The 17,358-nt window shown below is 69.6% G+C and carries 16 protein-coding genes; 5 read left to right on the plus strand and 11 right to left on the minus strand.

Annotation, left to right across the window (positions count from 1 at the left end; genetic code table 11):
- Positions 1-3: 3 nt before the first annotated feature.
- From IFT51_RS07545 to IFT51_RS07565, 5 genes are all read right to left on the minus strand, one after another.
- Positions 4-1,791: a peptidoglycan D,D-transpeptidase FtsI family protein gene (locus IFT51_RS07545; RefSeq protein ID WP_371740732.1), complete on the minus strand. Its 1,788-nt coding sequence runs from the start codon at positions 1,789-1,791 to the stop codon at positions 4-6.
- A 74-nt stretch (positions 1,792-1,865) separates the two neighbouring features.
- Positions 1,866-2,564, minus strand: coding sequence for a hypothetical protein (locus tag IFT51_RS07550; protein ID WP_192060451.1), 699 nt, complete (start codon positions 2,562-2,564; stop codon positions 1,866-1,868).
- Positions 2,561-3,511: a 16S rRNA (cytosine(1402)-N(4))-methyltransferase RsmH gene (gene rsmH, locus IFT51_RS07555; protein WP_192060452.1), complete on the minus strand. Its 951-nt coding sequence runs from the start codon at positions 3,509-3,511 to the stop codon at positions 2,561-2,563. The genes IFT51_RS07550 and rsmH overlap by 4 nt, the downstream gene beginning before the upstream one ends.
- 102 nt (positions 3,512-3,613) lie before the next feature.
- Positions 3,614-4,045, minus strand: coding sequence for a division/cell wall cluster transcriptional repressor MraZ (gene mraZ / locus IFT51_RS07560; protein WP_192060453.1), 432 nt, complete (start codon positions 4,043-4,045; stop codon positions 3,614-3,616).
- A gap of 299 nt (positions 4,046-4,344) precedes the next feature.
- A complete protein-coding gene (locus tag IFT51_RS07565) occupies positions 4,345-4,749 on the minus strand; it encodes a DUF3040 domain-containing protein (RefSeq protein WP_192060454.1) in 405 nt (134 codons plus the stop codon).
- Positions 4,750-4,847: 98 nt separating this feature from the next.
- On the opposite strand from IFT51_RS07565, the gene IFT51_RS07570 reads away from it, so the two are divergent.
- Positions 4,848-5,969 carry a polyprenyl synthetase family protein gene (locus tag IFT51_RS07570; RefSeq protein WP_192060455.1) on the plus strand — a complete coding sequence of 374 codons (1,122 nt, stop codon included), beginning with the start codon at positions 4,848-4,850 and terminating at the stop codon, positions 5,967-5,969.
- Between the two features lie 60 nt (positions 5,970-6,029).
- Here the strand turns inward: IFT51_RS07570 and IFT51_RS07575 are convergent, their stop codons facing one another.
- Positions 6,030-6,389, minus strand: coding sequence for an Rv2175c family DNA-binding protein (locus tag IFT51_RS07575; protein ID WP_341850017.1), 360 nt, complete (start codon positions 6,387-6,389; stop codon positions 6,030-6,032).
- Between the two features lie 216 nt (positions 6,390-6,605).
- Between IFT51_RS07575 and IFT51_RS07580 the strand changes: the two genes are divergently transcribed.
- Positions 6,606-7,925: a LysM peptidoglycan-binding domain-containing protein gene (locus tag IFT51_RS07580; protein WP_243213971.1), complete on the plus strand. Its 1,320-nt coding sequence runs from the start codon at positions 6,606-6,608 to the stop codon at positions 7,923-7,925.
- Positions 7,926-8,011: 86 nt separating this feature from the next.
- Positions 8,012-9,985, plus strand: coding sequence for a Stk1 family PASTA domain-containing Ser/Thr kinase (gene pknB / locus IFT51_RS07585; RefSeq protein ID WP_192060456.1), 1,974 nt, complete (start codon positions 8,012-8,014; stop codon positions 9,983-9,985).
- A gap of 91 nt (positions 9,986-10,076) precedes the next feature.
- Here the strand turns inward: pknB and IFT51_RS07590 are convergent, their stop codons facing one another.
- From IFT51_RS07590 to IFT51_RS07600, 3 genes are all read right to left on the minus strand, one after another.
- Positions 10,077-11,447, minus strand: a complete 1,371-nt coding sequence (locus IFT51_RS07590) for a class II 3-deoxy-7-phosphoheptulonate synthase (RefSeq protein ID WP_192060457.1) — start codon at positions 11,445-11,447, stop codon at positions 10,077-10,079.
- 55 nt (positions 11,448-11,502) lie between these two features.
- Complete coding sequence (locus tag IFT51_RS07595) at positions 11,503-12,192, minus strand: 1-acyl-sn-glycerol-3-phosphate acyltransferase (RefSeq protein WP_192060458.1); 690 nt, start codon at positions 12,190-12,192, stop codon at positions 11,503-11,505.
- 64 nt (positions 12,193-12,256) lie between these two features.
- Positions 12,257-13,207 (minus strand): ROK family glucokinase, encoded by a 951-nt coding sequence (locus IFT51_RS07600; RefSeq protein ID WP_192060459.1) that lies wholly within the window; start codon positions 13,205-13,207, stop codon positions 12,257-12,259.
- Positions 13,208-13,309: 102 nt separating this feature from the next.
- On the opposite strand from IFT51_RS07600, the gene IFT51_RS07605 reads away from it, so the two are divergent.
- Entirely contained in the window at positions 13,310-15,148 is a 1,839-nt protein-coding gene (locus IFT51_RS07605) for a long-chain fatty acid--CoA ligase (protein ID WP_192060460.1), read from the plus strand.
- A gap of 48 nt (positions 15,149-15,196) precedes the next feature.
- Here IFT51_RS07605 and IFT51_RS07610 read toward each other — a convergent pair whose 3' ends face one another.
- A complete protein-coding gene (locus IFT51_RS07610; RefSeq protein WP_192060461.1) occupies positions 15,197-15,694 on the minus strand; it encodes a peptide deformylase in 498 nt (165 codons plus the stop codon).
- Between the two features lie 93 nt (positions 15,695-15,787).
- On the opposite strand from IFT51_RS07610, the gene IFT51_RS07615 reads away from it, so the two are divergent.
- The gene (locus IFT51_RS07615; RefSeq protein ID WP_192060462.1) at positions 15,788-16,600 is read left to right on the plus strand and encodes a ParA family protein; all 813 of its coding nucleotides are present in this window, start codon (positions 15,788-15,790) and stop codon (positions 16,598-16,600) included.
- Between the two features lie 119 nt (positions 16,601-16,719).
- Here the strand turns inward: IFT51_RS07615 and IFT51_RS07620 are convergent, their stop codons facing one another.
- On the minus strand, positions 16,720-17,268 hold the full coding sequence (locus IFT51_RS07620) for a MerR family transcriptional regulator (RefSeq protein WP_192060463.1): 549 nt from the start codon (positions 17,266-17,268) through the stop codon (positions 16,720-16,722).
- Positions 17,269-17,358 lie beyond the last annotated feature (90 nt).

A 17,358-nucleotide genomic window follows, 5' to 3' on the forward strand; every position in this document is an offset into this window, starting at 1 on the left:
CTCTCACCAGGTCTCGGCGATGTCCGGTGCCGGCTCCGTCGACGGAGGGACGCGGTACATCTCGAGGGCCTGGGACATGATCTTGTTGAAGGTCGGCGCCGCGGCGGCCGACGTCTTGATGGTACTGGGCTTCGTGAAGGTCACGACGACGACGAACTGCGGGTCTTCGGCGGGGGCGATGCCGGCGACCGACACGATGCGGTCCGAACCGTAGCCCGTGCCGTCCGACTTCGCCACTTCGGCGGTTCCGGTCTTGGCCGCGACACGGTAGCCGGGGATGGTCAGGACGTCTTTGAGGTCGCCGTCGCTGACGACCTTCTCGAGCATGTTCACCGTCGTATCCGCCGCGTACGACGAGACGACCTGGGTGCCCTCGGCGCTCGGCGTCTGAGACACCGAGCCGTCGGGTGCCGTGCACTTCTGCACCAGGTTCACGGGAAGCCGCTGACCGTGGTTGGCGAGGGTCTGGAAGACGCTCGCCAGGTGCACGGCCGTGGTGGAGACGCCCTGCCCGAACATGGAGTTGATGCTGGTCTGCTGATCCCAGTCGGAGACGTTGCGGACGCCCTGCGTGGGCTCGCCGAGGAACCCCACGCCCGTGGGCTCGTTGAGCCCGAACTTCAGCATGTAGTCGTACCTGGCCTGCGCCGGCAGGTTCTCGCCGAGCAGCGAGATGCCGACGTTCGACGAGTCGCGGAGGATGCCGGTGAGCGTGAGGTTCTCGGTCGGGTGGAACACCGCGTCGTGGATCGAGCCACCCCAGGGGAAGCTGCGCGAGTAGGGCACCGTGGCCGGGCTCGTCGGGGTGGCCGTGCCGGAGTCGAGGAGCATGGCCGCGGTCATCGCCTTGAACGTGGACCCGGGCTCGTAGGAAGCGGTGAACGCCTTCGATCCGAGGTCATCCACATCCGTACCGTCGACGTCGTTCGGGTCGACGGCCGGGTAGTCGGCCACGGCGAGGAGCGCGGCGGTGTCGGCCTTCATGACGACCGCCGTCGCCGACTCGGCCCCGATGGCCTGCGCCTGCTCGGCGAGCGACTGCTGCGTCATGTACTGGAGATCCTTGTCGATCGACAGCGTGAGCGCACCGCCGGGGACGGCTGCCTTGTCGGTCACGGTGCTGCCGGGCAGCTGGACCCCGTCGGCGCCTCGTTCATAGGTCTGGCTTCCGTCCGTGCCGGCCAGGCACTGGTCGGCGCTGAGCTCGAGGCCCGCCTGCGGACCGTCCGTGCCGATGAACCCGGTCAGGTTGCCGGCCACCGATCCGTTGGGATACGTCCGAGCCGACTGGCGCTCGTAGTAGAGGTAGGAGATGCCGCTGTTCTTCAGATCGCGGACGGCGCGGAAGGCGTCGACGTCGACCCCCTTGACGAGGTACGCGAAGTTCGCGGTGGGGTCTTTCGTGATGCTCTCGTACATCGCGTCGGCGTCGCCGCCGGTGATCTCGGCCACCTGGGCCATGACCTGCTCGACGGTGAGCGTCTTCTTCGTCTTCTCGCCGTCCGCGTCCTTCTCCGTGATCGTCCGCGTCTTGGCGAATGCCGGTGCCGCGGTGATGTTGTAACGCGTCACGCTGCCGGCGAGGACCGTGCCGTCGGAGGCCAGGATGTCGCCGCGATCTCCGTAGATGACCTGGCTGATCTCGCGCTTGTTCTGCGACTGGTCGTTCAGCTCGGCCGCCTGGACGAGCTGGATGTCGGCAAGTCGGACGACAAACACCCCGATCAGCGCGATCACGAGGGCCATGGCCAGGGTCGCTCGAAGCCGGCGGCTGCGGGGTGTTGCGTTCACGAAGGATTCCTCACCGCGGCGGGCCGTGCTGCCCCGACCGCTGTCGTCGTCCGGTGGCCCGGACGGGGATACCGCTAACGGGTCTGCGGAGCCGCCAGCTGATTCGGGTCAGACGCTACCGACTGCTCGGGCGATCCCTCGCTCGGCGCGCCCGCCGCTGCGGAGTCGGTCGCCGACGCGGCCGACCCCGCGGAGGCGACCGTCGTGTCGGACGCCGAGGTGCCCGAGTCACCCGCGCCTGCGGCCGCGACGGACGGCGCGACCTCGGCCGGTGCGGCCTCGGTCGGTGCCGCCTTCTCGGGAGCGGTCGCCAGGGGGACGCCGTCGAGGAGGGTGTTGGGGATGAGATTGTCGGTGCCATCGGCCTCACCGTCGGCGGGTGACGGCTGACCGTGCACCACCCCGGTGGAGGGATCGAGGTAGACGGGGTTGGAGTTCCGCACCATCCCCAGCTCCTCGGCGTTGTTCGCCAGGTTCTGCGGAGACGACAGCACGTCGAGGCGCTCGGAGTACTTCTGCTGGTCACGCGTGAGCTCGGTCTGCGAGGCTTGGAGCGCCGAGATCTTGTAGGCCCCGTCGCTCAACGCGATGCTGATGGCCAGCTGCGCGAGGAGGAGGACGAAGAGGGCCGCCGTTGCGACGAGTGCGTAGGCGATCTTCGGCCGGGCCCGCCGTTGCGCGCGGCTGGCGACGATCTCGACCGGCCGAGCACGGGGGCCGGGAGCTGCGTCGACGAGGGGCGTCGGGTCGACGAGGGCGAACTGGCTGCTCATGCTGATCTCCGGATTCGTTCGGCTGCGCGGAGGCGCACGGGTTTGGCCCGGGGGTTCCGGTCGATCTCTTCCGCTGAGGCCAGTTCGGCTCCGCGGACGAGGAGTCGGAATTCGGGGCGGTGCTCGGGGAGCTCGACGGGCAGGCCCTGCGGCGCCGTCGAAGTCGTGCGGGCCGCCAGCTCGCGCTTGACGAAGCGGTCTTCGAGGGACTGGTAGGCGAGCACGACCATGCGGCCAGACTCCCCCAGCCGGTCGAGGGCGACGGGTACCGCCGCCTCGAGGGAGGCGAGCTCGCCGTTGACCTCGATCCGGAGGGCCTGGAAGACCCGCTTGGCAGGGTGACCCGCGCGCTGAAGGGCCATCGGCGTGGCGGCGACGAGGAGGTCGACCAGCTCGCCGCTGCGGGTCAGCGGCGAGTCGACGCGACCTTCGACGATGCGACGGGCGTAGCGGGGAGCCAGCTTCTCTTCGCCGTACTGGTAGAAGATGCGTCGGAGCTCGGACTCGGGGTACTCGGCGAGGATCGTCTCGGCCGTGACCTCGGACGTCGGGTCCATCCGCATGTCGAGCGGTGCGTCCTTCGAGTACGAGAAGCCGCGCTCGACCCGGTCGAGCTGCAACGACGACACCCCGAGGTCGAAGAGCACTCCGTCGACCGTGCCGATGCCCAGGCCGTCGAGCGCGTCGCCGATGCCGTCGTAGGTCGTGTGCACGAGCCTGGCGCGGTCGCCGAAGGGCCGCAGACGATCGCCGGCGATCTCGAGGGCCTGCGTGTCGCGGTCGAGGCCGACGACCGTCAGCTCGGGGAACCTCGCGAGCAGGGCCTCGGTGTGACCACCCATGCCGAGCGTGCAGTCGACGGCGACGGCGCCCGGTCGACCGAGCGACGGGGCGAGCAGCTCGAGCGTGCGGTCGAGGAGGACGGGGGTGTGGATCTGTTCTGCCATGGCGATGTCGGCTCGTGTTCTCAGGCCCTGATCCCCATCCGTCCCGACCTGGCACCGGGGAAGGTGCGCCAGGGCGGACGGCTGGGAGTCGGGGCCGAAGACCTAGAAGAGGCCGGGGATCACCTCCTCCGTGGTGTTGGCGAATGCGGCCTCTTGGGCCTCGTAGTAGGTGTTCCAGGCGTCGGTGGCCCAGATCTCGGCGCGGTTGCCGGCGCCGATGACGGTGAGCTCGCGCCCGAGACCGGCGTAGTCGCGCAGCTGAGCCGGGATGGTGACCCGGTTCTGCTTGTCGGGGATCTCGTCGCTGGCACCCGACAGGAACAGGCGCATGTAGTCGCGCCCCTCTTTGCTCGTGATGGGCGCCTGTCGGATCCGCGAGTGCATGTCCTCGAACTCGCGCTGCGAGAAGACGTACACGCAGCGCTCCTGACCGCGGGTCATGACGAGGCCGGAGGCCAGCTCGTCACGGAACTTCGCGGGAAGGATGATCCGGCCTTTCTCGTCGAGCTTGGGCGAGTAGGTGCCGAGGAACATGCGCCTCGCCCCCTCCCGCATCGCACCCGGTGGCGCCATGTACCTCCACTTTACTCCACAACCCACCACTCGACAACGAAAAGCCCCGTTCTGGGCACAGAAAAACCCCCTCGATCGCCGCTGTTCAGCGGATCGAGGGGGTGGAGGAAGAGGGAGCAGCAGGACTGCAGGAGGAGCGGGTCGACGAGCTGGAGCACGTCCCATCGCCGAAACGGCCGGTCTCAGAGCCCCGTGCACGCCGAAGGGGCCGGCCCGGAGGCCGACCCCTGAGATCGGTGGAGCGCTGTGGAGGAAGTCGGTTACCGACCACCGTCGCCGTCGTTGCGGCGATCCCAGCGCTCGTTGAGGCGGTCCATCATGCTGGCCGACGACCTGCCGGATGCGGTCGTCCGAGTGCTCGACGACCGGGACGAGCTCGGCGGCGGCGGGACGGACGCGCCCTTCCGCTTCGGCGGGGCGATGGCGAAGAGCGCACCGGCCACAACGAGGACGAACCCGAGGACGCCGACGAGCGGCTGGCGCAGGATGACCCCGGCGACGATGACGGCGATGCCGAGCAGACCGCCCAGCACGCCGACGACGACCATCGTGTAGTTCGGTCGACCGCGGCCACTGCCGACGGCCGCCACGAAATCGGAGTCGTTGCTGTAGAGGCTGCGCTCCATCTCGTCGAGGAGCCGCTGCTCCTGTTCGGAAAGTGGCATCTTGGTGTTCCCTTCGAGCACAGGCCCTACGACCTCGGGATCGACGCGTATGAGTAGCTGGCAGTGTATGCCTGAGTGCTGTCGCTAGGCTAGGCAGCGTGGCTGAGAGTACGCGGTTAGTGGACGTCGTTCAAGAGCGGATAGACCAGTTCCTCGAGCGGCAGCGGCCGGTGCTCCGCGCCATCGCTCCGGACCTCGATCCGTTCGCGGTCTTCTCCAACGATCTGCTGCGCGGCGGCAAACGGTTCCGGGCGCTCTTCTGCTACTGGGGCTGGCAGTCCGTCGCCGGTCTCGACACGGGGTTCGACCCCATGGGCACGCCGCCCGACGCACGCTCCCTCGACGCCGTGATGGGCGCCTCCACGGGGCTCGAGTTCTTCCACGCCGCGGCGCTCGTCCACGACGACATCATGGACAACTCCGACACCCGGAGGGGCATGCCGTCCGCGCACCGCCGATTCGAGCGACTGCACCGCGAGGGCTCCTGGCTCGGCGATCCCACCCCGTTCGGCACCTCCGGGGCTCTCCTGATGGGCGATCTGCTCCTGGCCTGGAGCGACGAGCTCATGTCCGAGGCGTTCGACGGGCTCGCCTCCCGCGACGCCGCTCGGGCGGCCAGGGCCGAGTTCAACCGCATGCGCACCGAGGTCACGGTCGGGCAGTACCTCGACATCCTCGAGGAGAACGCCTGGCGCACGGTCGACGACATCGACCTCCTCCCCCGGGCGCAGCGGGTGATCGTCTACAAATCGGCCAAGTACAGCGTCGAGGCGCCGCTCACCATCGGCGCGGCGATGGCCGGAGGCTCCCCCGAGGCCCTCGAGTCGCTCCGTCACTTCGGCCTGCCGCTCGGAATCGCCTACCAGCTGAGAGACGACCTCCTCGGCGTCTTCGGCGACCCCGAGGTCACGGGCAAGCCCGCCGGCGACGACCTCAGAGAGGGCAAGCGCACCGTGCTGGTGGCCATGGCCCGGCGCTCCCTGCCCGCCGGCGCCGTCCGTCTGCTCGACGAGCTCCTCGGCGACCCCGAACTCGACGACGACCAGATCTCGATGCTGCAGGCGACCCTGCGCGACTCCGGCGCGGTCGACGCCGTCGAGCAGTCGATCAGCGACCAGGTCGAGCGAGCCACGCACGCCCTCGACCGCTCGAGGCTCGCGCCGTCGGCGCGCGCTCAGCTCACGCGCCTCGCCGACACGGTCACACGCCGGACGTCGTAGCGCACCGCGGGGGCGGCGACTCCGCAGTCGGCATCGTCGGCGGAGCGACCAGCGGCTGCGTCAGAGGAGACCCTGTGCGACGCGTCGGACCTCGGCCTTGCGACCGGCCCGGAGGGCCTCGATGGGACTGGTGGCAAGCGACTCCTCCGTCGACATCAACCAGTCGAGGGTCTCCTCATCGCTGAACCCGTTGTCGTGCAGCACGGTGATCGTGCCCCGGAGATCGCTTCGCGGCTGACCGTCCACATCGAGGAAGACCGACGGGGTCCGCAGCGCGCCAGCCACCTTGGCACCCACGAGGGCGTGGTCGTCGAAGAGGCGACGGACCCGACTGACGCTCATGCCCGTCTTCTCGACGAGGTCGGGCACCGCCAACCACTCGGTGTCGGAGAACCAGGACTGCGCAGAGAGATCGATCACCGGTCAACCTTGCCATGCCCGGCGGCGACGTGCCTCCTCGCCAATGACACCGACCTCAACAGTCACTGCAGCCACAGCAGTCACACCAGTCAACGGAGTCACAGCAGTCACGGTGATTGACTTGACACACCACCTGTGTCAACTTGATATCTTCGAGACACGCCGTCCGAATCAGGCCGACGGCGCGCTCGCCCCCCGAGACTCGAGGATCACCGCATGAACGACAGCCCGACGACGAGCGCCTTCGGCCGCATCGACACAGCCGGTGACGACCAGCGTGCGACCGGCAAGATCGCTCGCTCCATGCTCAACACCGTGCCGATCATGCTGGTCGGCTCCATGGCACTGGGCCTCGGTCTCACAGGACCGATCTCGTCGCTCGACGACTCGGGCGACAAGGTGAAGAAGCCCCAGGCCGCTCCCAAGCCGGTGCTCCCCGCCATCGAGACGGCCGGGGCGACCGTCGTGGAGGAGGCCGTGGTCGAGCTCGCGTCGACCCGCGCCTCGGTCATCGCCCCCTCCTCGTACACGGTGAAGAAGGGCGACACGGTCGCGACGATCGCCGGGTCGTTCGGACTCAGCACCGCTTCCGTCCTGGCCCTCAACGGCCTCAGCTGGAAGTCGACGATCTTCCCCGGGCAGAAGCTGAGCCTGACGACCGCGGGGTCCGGTGCTCAGCCGACCCGCGCCTCCTCGGGAGCCGCCCGCAGCTACACGATCAAGCGGGGCGACACGCTCAGCTCGATCGCCGGGGCACACGGCGTCGGCACCTCGGCTCTCCTCGCGGCCAACGGCCTCGGCTGGTCGAGCATCATCTACCCCGGTCAGAAGCTCACCGTCCCGGGCGGCTCGACGCCGAGCACCGCCGCACCGCAGAAGACCGCGACACCTGCGCCGTCCACGTCGTCGGCGACCGGGTCGAAGTACACGATCAAGTCGGGCGACACGATCGGTCGCATCGCGTCGGCGACGGGCACGAGCGTCTCGGCGCTGCTGTCGGCGAACGGCCTGCGCATCACCAGCACCATCTACGCGGGCAAGACCCTCACGATCCCCGGTCGCGGCGCGACCTCGGCCCCCACCACCACGCCCGCCGCCACATCCGCCACTCCGAGGCCCGCCGGCACGTCCCTGAGCGCCGAGCAGGAGCGCAACGCCCGGGCGATCATCTCCGTCGGTCGTCAGATCGGCGCGAACGACCGCGCCATCGTGATCGCCCTCGCCGCCGCCGCACAGGAGTCGAGCCTCCGCAACATCGACCACGGCGACCGCGACTCGGTCGGGCTCTTCCAGCAGCGTCCGAGCACCGGGTGGGGCACCCGGGCGCAGCTGCTCGACCCGACGCACGCCACGAAGCTGTTCTTCGGCGGCGCGACCAACCCCAACAAGGGCTTCACCCGGGGCCTGCTCGACATCAAGGGATGGTCGTCCATGTCGCTGACGAGCGCGGCGCAGGCCGTCCAGATCTCGGGTCACCCGACCGCGTACGCCAAGTGGGAGTCGTCGGCCGCCTCCTGGCTGGCCGCTCTGGGCTAGGCCGCACGATCTCCCCGCCGGGCGACTTCGGCTCCGGCCGGTGATTCGGAGCGACCGGCGGCCCGTAGCACCGTAAAATCGGCGCCGTGAGCGTGAACCAGACTGACCCGATGATCGGCCGGCTCATCGACGATCGGTACCAGGTCCGTTCACGGATCGCGCGTGGCGGGATGGCCACCGTCTACCTCGCGACCGACCTCCGACTCGAGCGCCGCGTCGCGATCAAGATCATGCACGGCCACCTCGCCGACGACGCCTCGTTCAAGGAGCGCTTCATCCAGGAGGCGCGCTCGGCGGCACGCCTGGCGCACCCGAACGTCGTCAACGTCTTCGACCAGGGCCAGGACGACGACTCCGCCTACCTGGTGATGGAGTACCTGCCGGGCATCACCCTCCGGGAGCTGCTGCAGGACCACAAGGTCCTCACCCCCGAGCAGGCGATGGACATCATGGAAGCCGTGCTGGCAGGTCTCGCGGCCGCGCACCGCGCGGGCATCGTGCACCGCGACCTCAAGCCCGAGAACGTCCTGCTCGCCGACGACGGCCGCATCAAGATCGGCGACTTCGGGCTGGCCCGGGCGGCGACGGCCAACACGGCGACCGGGGCCGCCCTGCTCGGCACCATCGCCTATCTCTCGCCCGAACTCGTGACCCGGGGCATCGCCGACACGCGCAGCGACATCTACGCCCTCGGCATCATGCTCTACGAGATGCTGACGGGCGAGCAGCCGTACAAGGGCGACCAGCCCATGCAGATCGCCTACCAGCACGCCAACGACACCGTTCCGGCTCCCGGCATCGTGAACCCGTCGGTGCCCGTCGAACTGGACGAGCTCGTGCTCTGGGCCACGGCTCGCGACCCCGAGCACCGTCCCCGCGACGCGCGGGCGCTGCTCGACCAGCTGCTCGACGTCCAGCGCGCGCTGGCCGACCCCTCCGGTCCCCCGCCGAACCGCACGATGGTCCTCCCCTCCGCCGCGGCGACGGCGGTGCTGCCGGGCTTCTCGGCGGCGGGCGCGACGGGCGACACGGAGGTCGTGCCCAGAGCCCGCCACCGGACCGGACCGGTCGGCCCCGCCACCGAAGACGGCAACGCCGACCGCCTGCAGGCTCTCGCCGCCCGTCGACACCGGCGCGGGGCGATCTGGCTCGTCGTAGTGGTGGTGCTCGCGCTGCTCGCCGGCGGCGCGGGTTGGTACTTCGGCTCCGGCCCCGGCGCTCAGGCCCAGGTTCCCGATGTCTCGGGGCAGGACCCGGCGGCCGCCGCCGCGCAGCTCATCGACGAGGGCTTCACGGTGGCCCCCGACAACCGCAGCGACTTCTCCCCCGTGGTGCCGGCCGGCCAGGTCACCGCCACGGACCCGCAGGCGAGCACCGCCCTGCAGAAGGGGTCGACGGTGACCCTCGTGGTGTCGCAGGGCCCCCGGCAGATCGCGATCCCGGAGGTGCTCGGCGCCACCCTCGACGCGGCCCGGGCGGCTCTGTCCGACTTCTCCGTCGAGGAGCCCGTCCGCCAGTTCGACGCCAAAGACGAGGGGACAGTGATCGGCATAGCCGGCGTCGGCGGGGACGGGAACGCGGTCGGCCTGTCGGCTGGAGCCGAGTACGGCGAACAGCAGCCGATCACGCTGACCGTGTCGCTCGGCCCCGTGCCCGACGTCGTCGGCCAGACCCTGGAAGACGCCCAGTCCGAGCTGACCGGGGCCGGTCTCGTCGGCACGCAGTCGGGCAGCGAGTACAGCGGCGAGATGGAGGCCGGGTCGGTCATCCGCGCTCAGCCGACGGAGCAGGGTCCGGTCACACCCGGTGACACCATCGACCTGATCGTCTCGGACGGCCCGGCTCCGGTCACCGTCCCCGACGTCACCGGTCAGACCATCGACGACGCCACCGCGCAGCTCGAGGCCCTCGGCCTCTTCGCCGACTTCGACGACTGCCTCAACTTCACCTGCGCCTTCTACGACTGGAAGGCCTCGCTGCCCGTCACCGCCACCGACCCGGCACCCGGGAGCGTCGTGGCCGCAGGGTCGACGATCAGGCTCAGCTACCGGGTCGAGTGAGACTCCTCGGCGGCGCGACCCGCGCCTCCTGAACCGACGACGGGCCCCTGCCGGGAATCGACAGGGGCCCGAGGCGACGAGGAGGTGCGGGTCAGTTCGCCGCGAGCTCCTCCGCCACGAGGAACGCCAGCTCGAGCGACTGCATGTGGTTGAGGCGCGGGTCGCAGAGCGACTCGTACCGCGTCGCCAAGGTGGCCTCGTCGATGTGCTCGGAGCCGCCGAGGCACTCCGTCACGTCGTCGCCGGTCAGCTCGATGTGGATGCCGCCCGGGTGCGTGCCCGCGGCGCGGTGCGCCTCGAAGAAGCCCTTGACCTCGTCCATGATCTCGTCGAAGCGACGGGTCTTGTAGCCCGTCGGCGTGGTCAGACCGTTGCCGTGCATCGGGTCGCTGACCCAGAGCGGAGTCGCATCGGCCCGCGTGATCGCCTCGAGCAGCGGCGGCAGGGCGTCGCGGATCTTCTTCGCCCCCATGCGGGTGATGAAGGTCAGACGACCGGGCTCGCGCTCGGGATCGAGCTTGTCGATCAGGCGCATCATGTCGTCGGGGGTCGTGCTCGGCCCGAGCTTGACCCCGATCGGGTTGCGGACGCGCGACAGGAAGTCGACGTGGGCGCCGTCGAGGTCGCGGGTGCGCTCGCCGATCCAGACGAAGTGCGACGACAGGAGGTACGGGTCGCCCGTGCGGGAGTCGATCCGTGTCATGGGGCGCTCGTAGTCCATCAGCAGCCCCTCGTGGCTGGTGTAGAACTCGACGCGCTTGAGCTCGTCGAAGTCGGCCCCGGCGGCCTCCATGAACCGGATGGCCTTGTCGATCTCCTTCGCCAGGTGCTCGTACGCGGCGTTCGCGGGATTGGCCGCGAAGCCCCGGTTCCAGCTGTGGACCTGACGGAGATCGGCGAAGCCGCCCTGGGTGAAGGCTCGGATGAGGTTTATCGTCGATGCCGAGGTGTGGTACCCCTTGACCAGTCGAGCCGGATCGGCCCGACGCGACTCGGGGGTGAAGTCGTAGCCGTTGACGATGTCGCCGCGGTAGGCCGGGAGGGTCACGCCGTCGCGCGTCTCGTCGTCGCTGGAGCGGGGCTTCGCGAACTGACCGGCCATCCGGCCCATCTTGATGACAGGCATCGAGGCGCCGTAGGTGAGGACGACCGCCATCTGGAGGATGGTCTTCACCCGGTCGCGGATCTGGTCGGCGGTGGCCCCGGCGAACGTCTCGGCGCAGTCGCCCCCCTGGAGGAGGAACGCCTCGCCGCGGGCCGCCGAAGCGAGCCTGGACCGGAGGGTGTCGACCTCGCCCGCGAAGACGAGCGGCGGCAGGGTGGCGATCTCGGCGGAGGCCGCCTCGACCGCCGCGGCGTCGGGCCACGACGGCTGCTGCTTGATGGGAAGGGTGCGCCAATAGTCGAGACCCTCGACGACGTCGGTGTCGGACGTGGCGAACGGTTCTCTGGGCTGGGTCACGGTCTTCCTTGCGAGCGTAAGCGGGCTCGGGGTCGAACGACCCCGACGAGCGAGCCTACCGCGAAGACCCCGAGCGCTTCTCTTTGACGCTGGAGGCGTACACGTCGGCGTACTCCTGACCGCTCAGGGCGTTGAGCTCGTACATGATCTCGTCGGTGATGGAGCGGAGGATGAACCGGTCGCCCTCCATGCCCTCGAAGCGGCTGAAGTCCAGGGGCTCGCCGAATACCACGCCGACCCGACGGATCTTGGGGATCTTCGTACCCGTCTTCATGACCTTCTCGGTGTCGATCATCGCCACGGGGATGACGGGCACGTGGCCCTCGAGGATCATCCGGGCCACACCGGTGCGACCGCGGTAGAGGCGACCGTCGGGGCTGCGCGTGCCCTCGGGGTAGATGCCGAGCTGCTCGCCGCGGCTCAGCACCGAGAGACCGGTGGCCAACGACGCCTCCGACGCCTTGCCGCCCGAACGGTCGATGGACAGCTGACCCGTCGCCGTGAAGAACAGCCGCATGGCCCAGCCCTTGACGCCCTTGCCGGTGAAGTAGTCGCTCTTGGCGAGGAACGAGATGCGTCGGTCGAGGGCGATGGGCAGGAAGATCGAGTCGACGAACGAGAGGTGGTTGCTGGCGAAGATCACCGCGCCCGTCTCGGGCACGTGCTCGGCACCCCGGACCCAGGGCCGGAACACCGAGAGCACCAGGGGTGTCGCGATGAGTGTCTTCAGGAACCAGTAGAGCATCGATGCATCTCTCGTCGGACGATGGTGCGGTGGGCGGTTCCGATCGCGGAGCGACCGGTTCGGATCAGAGCCCGGTGGCGTGCAGCCGGGCGAGGTCGGCGGCGCCGACGACGCCGGCGTCGTTGACGAGCTCGGCGATGACGAAGTCGGGCTCGGGGTGATAGCCCCGCGCCGGGAGGTGCGCGAGGTACGCCTCGCGGACGGGAGCGAGCAGCAGCTCCCCCGACTGGGCGACGCCGCCGCCGAAGACGAAGACCTGGGGATCGAGGACGACGGACAGGGAGGCGGCGGCCTGACCCAGCCAGCCGCCCAGCTCGCGGAGCGCCTCGACCGCCCCCCGATCGCCCTCCTTGAGGAGCTCGCCGACGTCGTGACCGGTCAGCTCGCCCCGGGACTCGCGGACCGCTGCCAGAGCGGCGCCGGCACCGGGGCGGTCGGCGACCTCGCCGGCCATGCGGAGGAGCGCCCGGCCCGAGCCGTACTGCTCGATGCACCCGCGGGCACCGCAGCCGCACGGGAGACCGTCGGGGACCACGCGCAGGTGACCGAGCTCGCCGCCCGTGCCGAAGCCACCGCGCAGGAGGCGGTCTTGAGCGACGATCGCCCCGCCGACGCCCGTGCCGATGGTGAGCATGGTCATGTCGCTCGCGAGTCGCCCTGCGCCGAATCGGAACTCGGCCCAGCCTGCGGCGTTCGCGTCGTTGTCGATCGTGATGTGCAGGTCGAGGCGCTCGGACAGCAGCGCCCGGAGGGGCTCGTTCCGCCACGCGATGTTCGGCGTGTAGTAGACGGTCGACTGGGCCGCGTCGATGAATCCGGGGGCGGCCACGCCCGCGGCGACGACGTCGCCGTGCTCGGACTGCAGCGACGTGATCATCTCGACGACGGCGTCGACGATGGCCTTCGAGTCGCCCGCCGGCGTCGGCACCCGCCTCTCGGCGACGATCTCGCCCAGCTCGGTGACGACGCCACCCGCGATCTTCGTTCCACCGATGTCGATTCCGATTGCCTGCACGAGGATCGAGTCTATCCCCGGCCCCCGCTCGGCCAGGCATCCCGCTCCGACGGGCTCCCCGCTAGGGTGTGGGGACCATCGTTCGGTACCGAAGGAGCTGCCGTGAACGAACACACCGTCCCCCTCGCCCTGGAGCCCGACGTGAACGCCAACGCGACCGACCTCTTGATCGATCGCGCCGAGGCCACGCCCGACGCAGCACTGTTCGCCGTCCCCGACGGCGTCGGAGGCTGGTCGGACGTCACGGCCGCGGAGTTCCTCGCCCAGGTCCGCGCCCTCGCCAAGGGTCTGATCGCCTCGGGCATCCGCCCCGGCGACGCCGTCGGGCTCATGTGCCGGACCCGCTACGAGTGGACTCTCGTCGACTTCGCCACCTGGTTCGCCGGAGCCCTGCTCGTACCGGTGTACGAGACCTCGTCGCCTGCCCAGGTGCATTGGAACCTCAGCGACTCGGGGGCCGTCGCGCTCATCCTCGAGACGGCCGACCACTTCGCCCGTTTCGACGAGGTCCACCCCGAGCTGCCCGAGGTCGCCCACGTCTGGCAGATCGATCTCGGAGATCTCGACAAGCTCGCGGCCGCAGGAGTCGACGTCGCCGACGACGAGCTCGAGCGCCGCCGGTCCGCCGCCGGGCCGAGCGATCTCGCGACCATCATCTACACCTCCGGCACCACCGGGCGGCCGCGGGGCTGCATGCTCACCCACGCGAACTTCGTCGAGACGAGCCGCAACGCCGCGCACGCCATGTCCGACGTCGTCGCACCGGGGTCGTCGACGCTCCTCTTCATCACCACCGCGCACGTCTTCGCGCGCTTCATCGCCGTGATGTCCGTCCATGCGGGCGTCCGGGTCGGTCACCAGGCCGACACGAAGCAGCTGCTGCCGTCTCTCGCGTCGTTCAAGCCGTCGTTCCTGCTGGCGGTCCCCCGCGTGTTCGAGAAGGTCTACAACTCCGCCGAGCAGAAGGCCGAGGCCGGCGGCAAGGGCGCCATCTTCCGTCGTGCCGTCGCGGTCGCCATCGCCCACAGCAAGGCGCTCGACGAGGGCGCCGTGCCCCTGGGGCTGAAGCTGCGCTTCGCCCTGTTCGACCGACTCGTCTACAGCAAGCTGAAGAAGGCCATGGGCGGGAACATCAGGTACGCCGTGTCGGGCTCCGCGCCGCTCGGCACGAGGCTCGGACACTTCTTCCGCAGTCTCGACATCCGGATCCTCGAGGGGTACGGACTCACCGAGACCACCGCGCCGGCATCGGTCAATCTCGTCTCGAAGTTCAAGATCGGCACGGTCGGCCCCGCGCTGCCCGGCGTCTCGATCCGCACGGACGACGACGGTGAGATCTCCGTGAAGGGCGAGAACGTCTTCGCCGGCTACTGGAACGACCCCGAAGGCACTGCCGAGGTCCTGTCGGACGGCTGGTTCCGCACCGGGGACCTCGGCTCCCTCGACGCCGACGGCTATCTCACGATCACCGGCCGCAAGAAGGAGATCATCGTGACGGCGGGCGGCAAGAACGTCGCACCGGCCGTGCTCGAGGACCCTATTCGCGCCAACCCCCTCGTCGCTCAGGTCGTCGTGGTCGGAGATCAGAAGCCGTTCATCTCGGCGCTGGTGACGCTCGACACCGAGATGCTGCCCGTGTGGTTGAACAACGCCGGTGAGGCCGCCGACATGCCGCTCGCGGAGGCGGCGGAGCATCCCGCCGTGATCGCGGAGATCCAACGGGCCGTCGACGAGGCGAACACCGCGGTCTCCCGCGCCGAATCGATCCGCAAGTTCATCGTGCTCCCCACCGAGTTCACGGAGCAGAGCGGCCACCTGACGCCCAAGATGAGCATCAAACGCGCCGTCATCGTCAAGGACTTCGCGCCGCAGATCGCGGACCTCTACACGGTGTACCCCAGCACCGACTCGGTGCGGACGGTCACCGAGCCGAAGCGCTGAGTCGTGCGCCCGGCCGGCCCATCGGTCGGCCGGGCTCCTGATCGTCGGTCAGGCTCGCCACCAGTCGCTCATGCGGATCTCCCGCAGGGCCTCGCGTCGCGTGGCAGGCTCGAGCGTCATGACGTAGAGCGTGCCGTCGAGGTGATCCGTCTCGTGCTGCAGGGCCTGGGCCATCAAACCGGTGCCCTCGAGCACGACCGGCTCGCCGTCGAGGTCCACGCCCTCGACCCGGGCGTACGACCAGCGCGGAGTCGGGAACCAGAACCCGGGCACCGAGAGGCACCCCTCGTCGACGAGCTCGCGCTCACCCGACGTCTCGACCAGCACGGGGTTCAGCACGTAGCCGACGTCGCCGTCGACGTTGTAGCTGAACGCCCGAAGATTGACACCGATCTGCGCCGCCGCCACACCGGCACGGCCCGGCTCGCGGACGGTGTCGAGCAGGTCGGCGACGAGCGACGCGAGCCGCGGGTCGCCGATCGTCACGGGATCGGAGGGCGACCGGAGGACCGGGTCGCCGAACAGGCGGATGGATCTCACGCTCACGGCGTGCACCTCCAAGGTGGGAGTGGCAGGGGAATCGAGGTCGCCGACGTGGCTTTTAGGTGCTTCAACAGTAGTGAAGGTATCGTGTGGCTCGTGCATGTACTCAGCGTCAGCTCTCTCAAGGGGGGCGTCGGCAAGACGACGGTGACGCTCGGACTCACGTCGGCCGCCTTCGCCAAAGGCCTCAGAACCCTCGTCGTCGACCTCGATCCGCAGTCGGACGTCTCGACCGGTCTCGACATCACCGTGGCCGGCCACCTCAACGTGGCCGACGTCCTGGCCTCGCCGAAGGAGAAGACCGTCCGAGCGGCCATCGCGCCGAGCGGTTGGACGAAGGGCAGCCAGGGCAAGGTCGACGTCATGATCGGCAGCCCGTCCGCCATCAACTTCGACGGCCCGCACCCGTCGATCCGCGACATCTGGAAGCTCGAGGAGGCGCTGGCCAACGTCGAGGCCGATTACGACCTCGTCCTGATCGACTGCGCACCCTCGCTCAACGCGCTCACCCGCACGGCATGGGCGGCCTCCGACCGCGTCACGGTCGTGACCGAGCCCGGCCTCTTCAGCGTCGCCGCGGCCGACCGCGCGCTCCGTGCCATCGAGGAGATCCGTCGAGGTCTCTCGCCGCGCCTCCAGCCCCTCGGGATCATCGTGAACCGCGCCCGGGTGCAGTCGATCGAGCACCAGTTCCGCATCAAGGAGCTCCGCGACATGTTCGGCCCGCTCGTCCTCAGCCCGCAGCTGCCCGAGCGCACGTCATTGCAGCAGGCGCAGGGTGCGGCCAAGCCGCTGCACGTCTGGCCCGGCGAGAGCGCCCAGGAGATGGCGCGGAACTTCGATCAGCTGCTCGAGCGCATCATGCGGACGGCCAAGATCGGCGACTACGCCGAGCCCGCGACCCGCTGATCGTCGCAGCCGGCGGCGCCCACCGCTGACACGAGAAGAGCCCCCACCGGCCGGTGGGGGCTCTTCTCGTCATCTGTCCGGGTCCGTCGGTCTCGGACGACGCACGGGCGCCGGGTGGGTCAGCTGGCGCGGGAGTCGCGACGGGCCGCGAGCTCGTCGGACGGGTCGGCGGCCGGCGTGCTGTCGAGCTCGACCAGGCTGGTCTCGACCTCGCGCAGCACCTTGCCGACGGCGATGCCGAAGACGCCCTGGCCGCGGCTCACGAGGTCGATGACCTCGTCGTCGGAGGTGCACAGGTAGACGCTCGCACCGTCGGACATCAGCGTCGTCTGGGCCAGGTCGCTGACACCGGACTCACGGAGCTGGTTGACCGCGGTGCGGATCTGCTGGAGGGAGATGCCGGTGTCGAGCAGTCGCTTGACGAGCTTGAGGACGAGGATGTCGCGGAAGCCGTAGAGCCGCTGGGAGCCGGACCCCGCCGCGCTGCGGATGGTCGGCTCGACCAGCCCCGTACGGGCCCAGTAGTCGAGCTGGCGATAGCTGATGCCGGCGGCTCGGGCGGCGACGGTGCCCCGGTAGCCGCTGTCGGCGTCGAGGTCGGGCATCCCGTCGGTGAACAGCAGCCCCAGCTCGTAGCGGGACCCCTCGGGGGAACCTGACTCACTCATGCCGTTGCCTTCCGCTGCGTTCTGCCCAGACCCGGAACGTTCAACGTCGGGTTGATGGTTTGACCTGGACCCACGGTACCCACATGGGAA

Origin of the sequence: Frigoribacterium sp. CFBP 13712, from assembly GCF_014842255.1 — a bacterium.
Classification (GTDB): Bacteria; Actinomycetota; Actinomycetes; order Actinomycetales; family Microbacteriaceae; genus Frigoribacterium.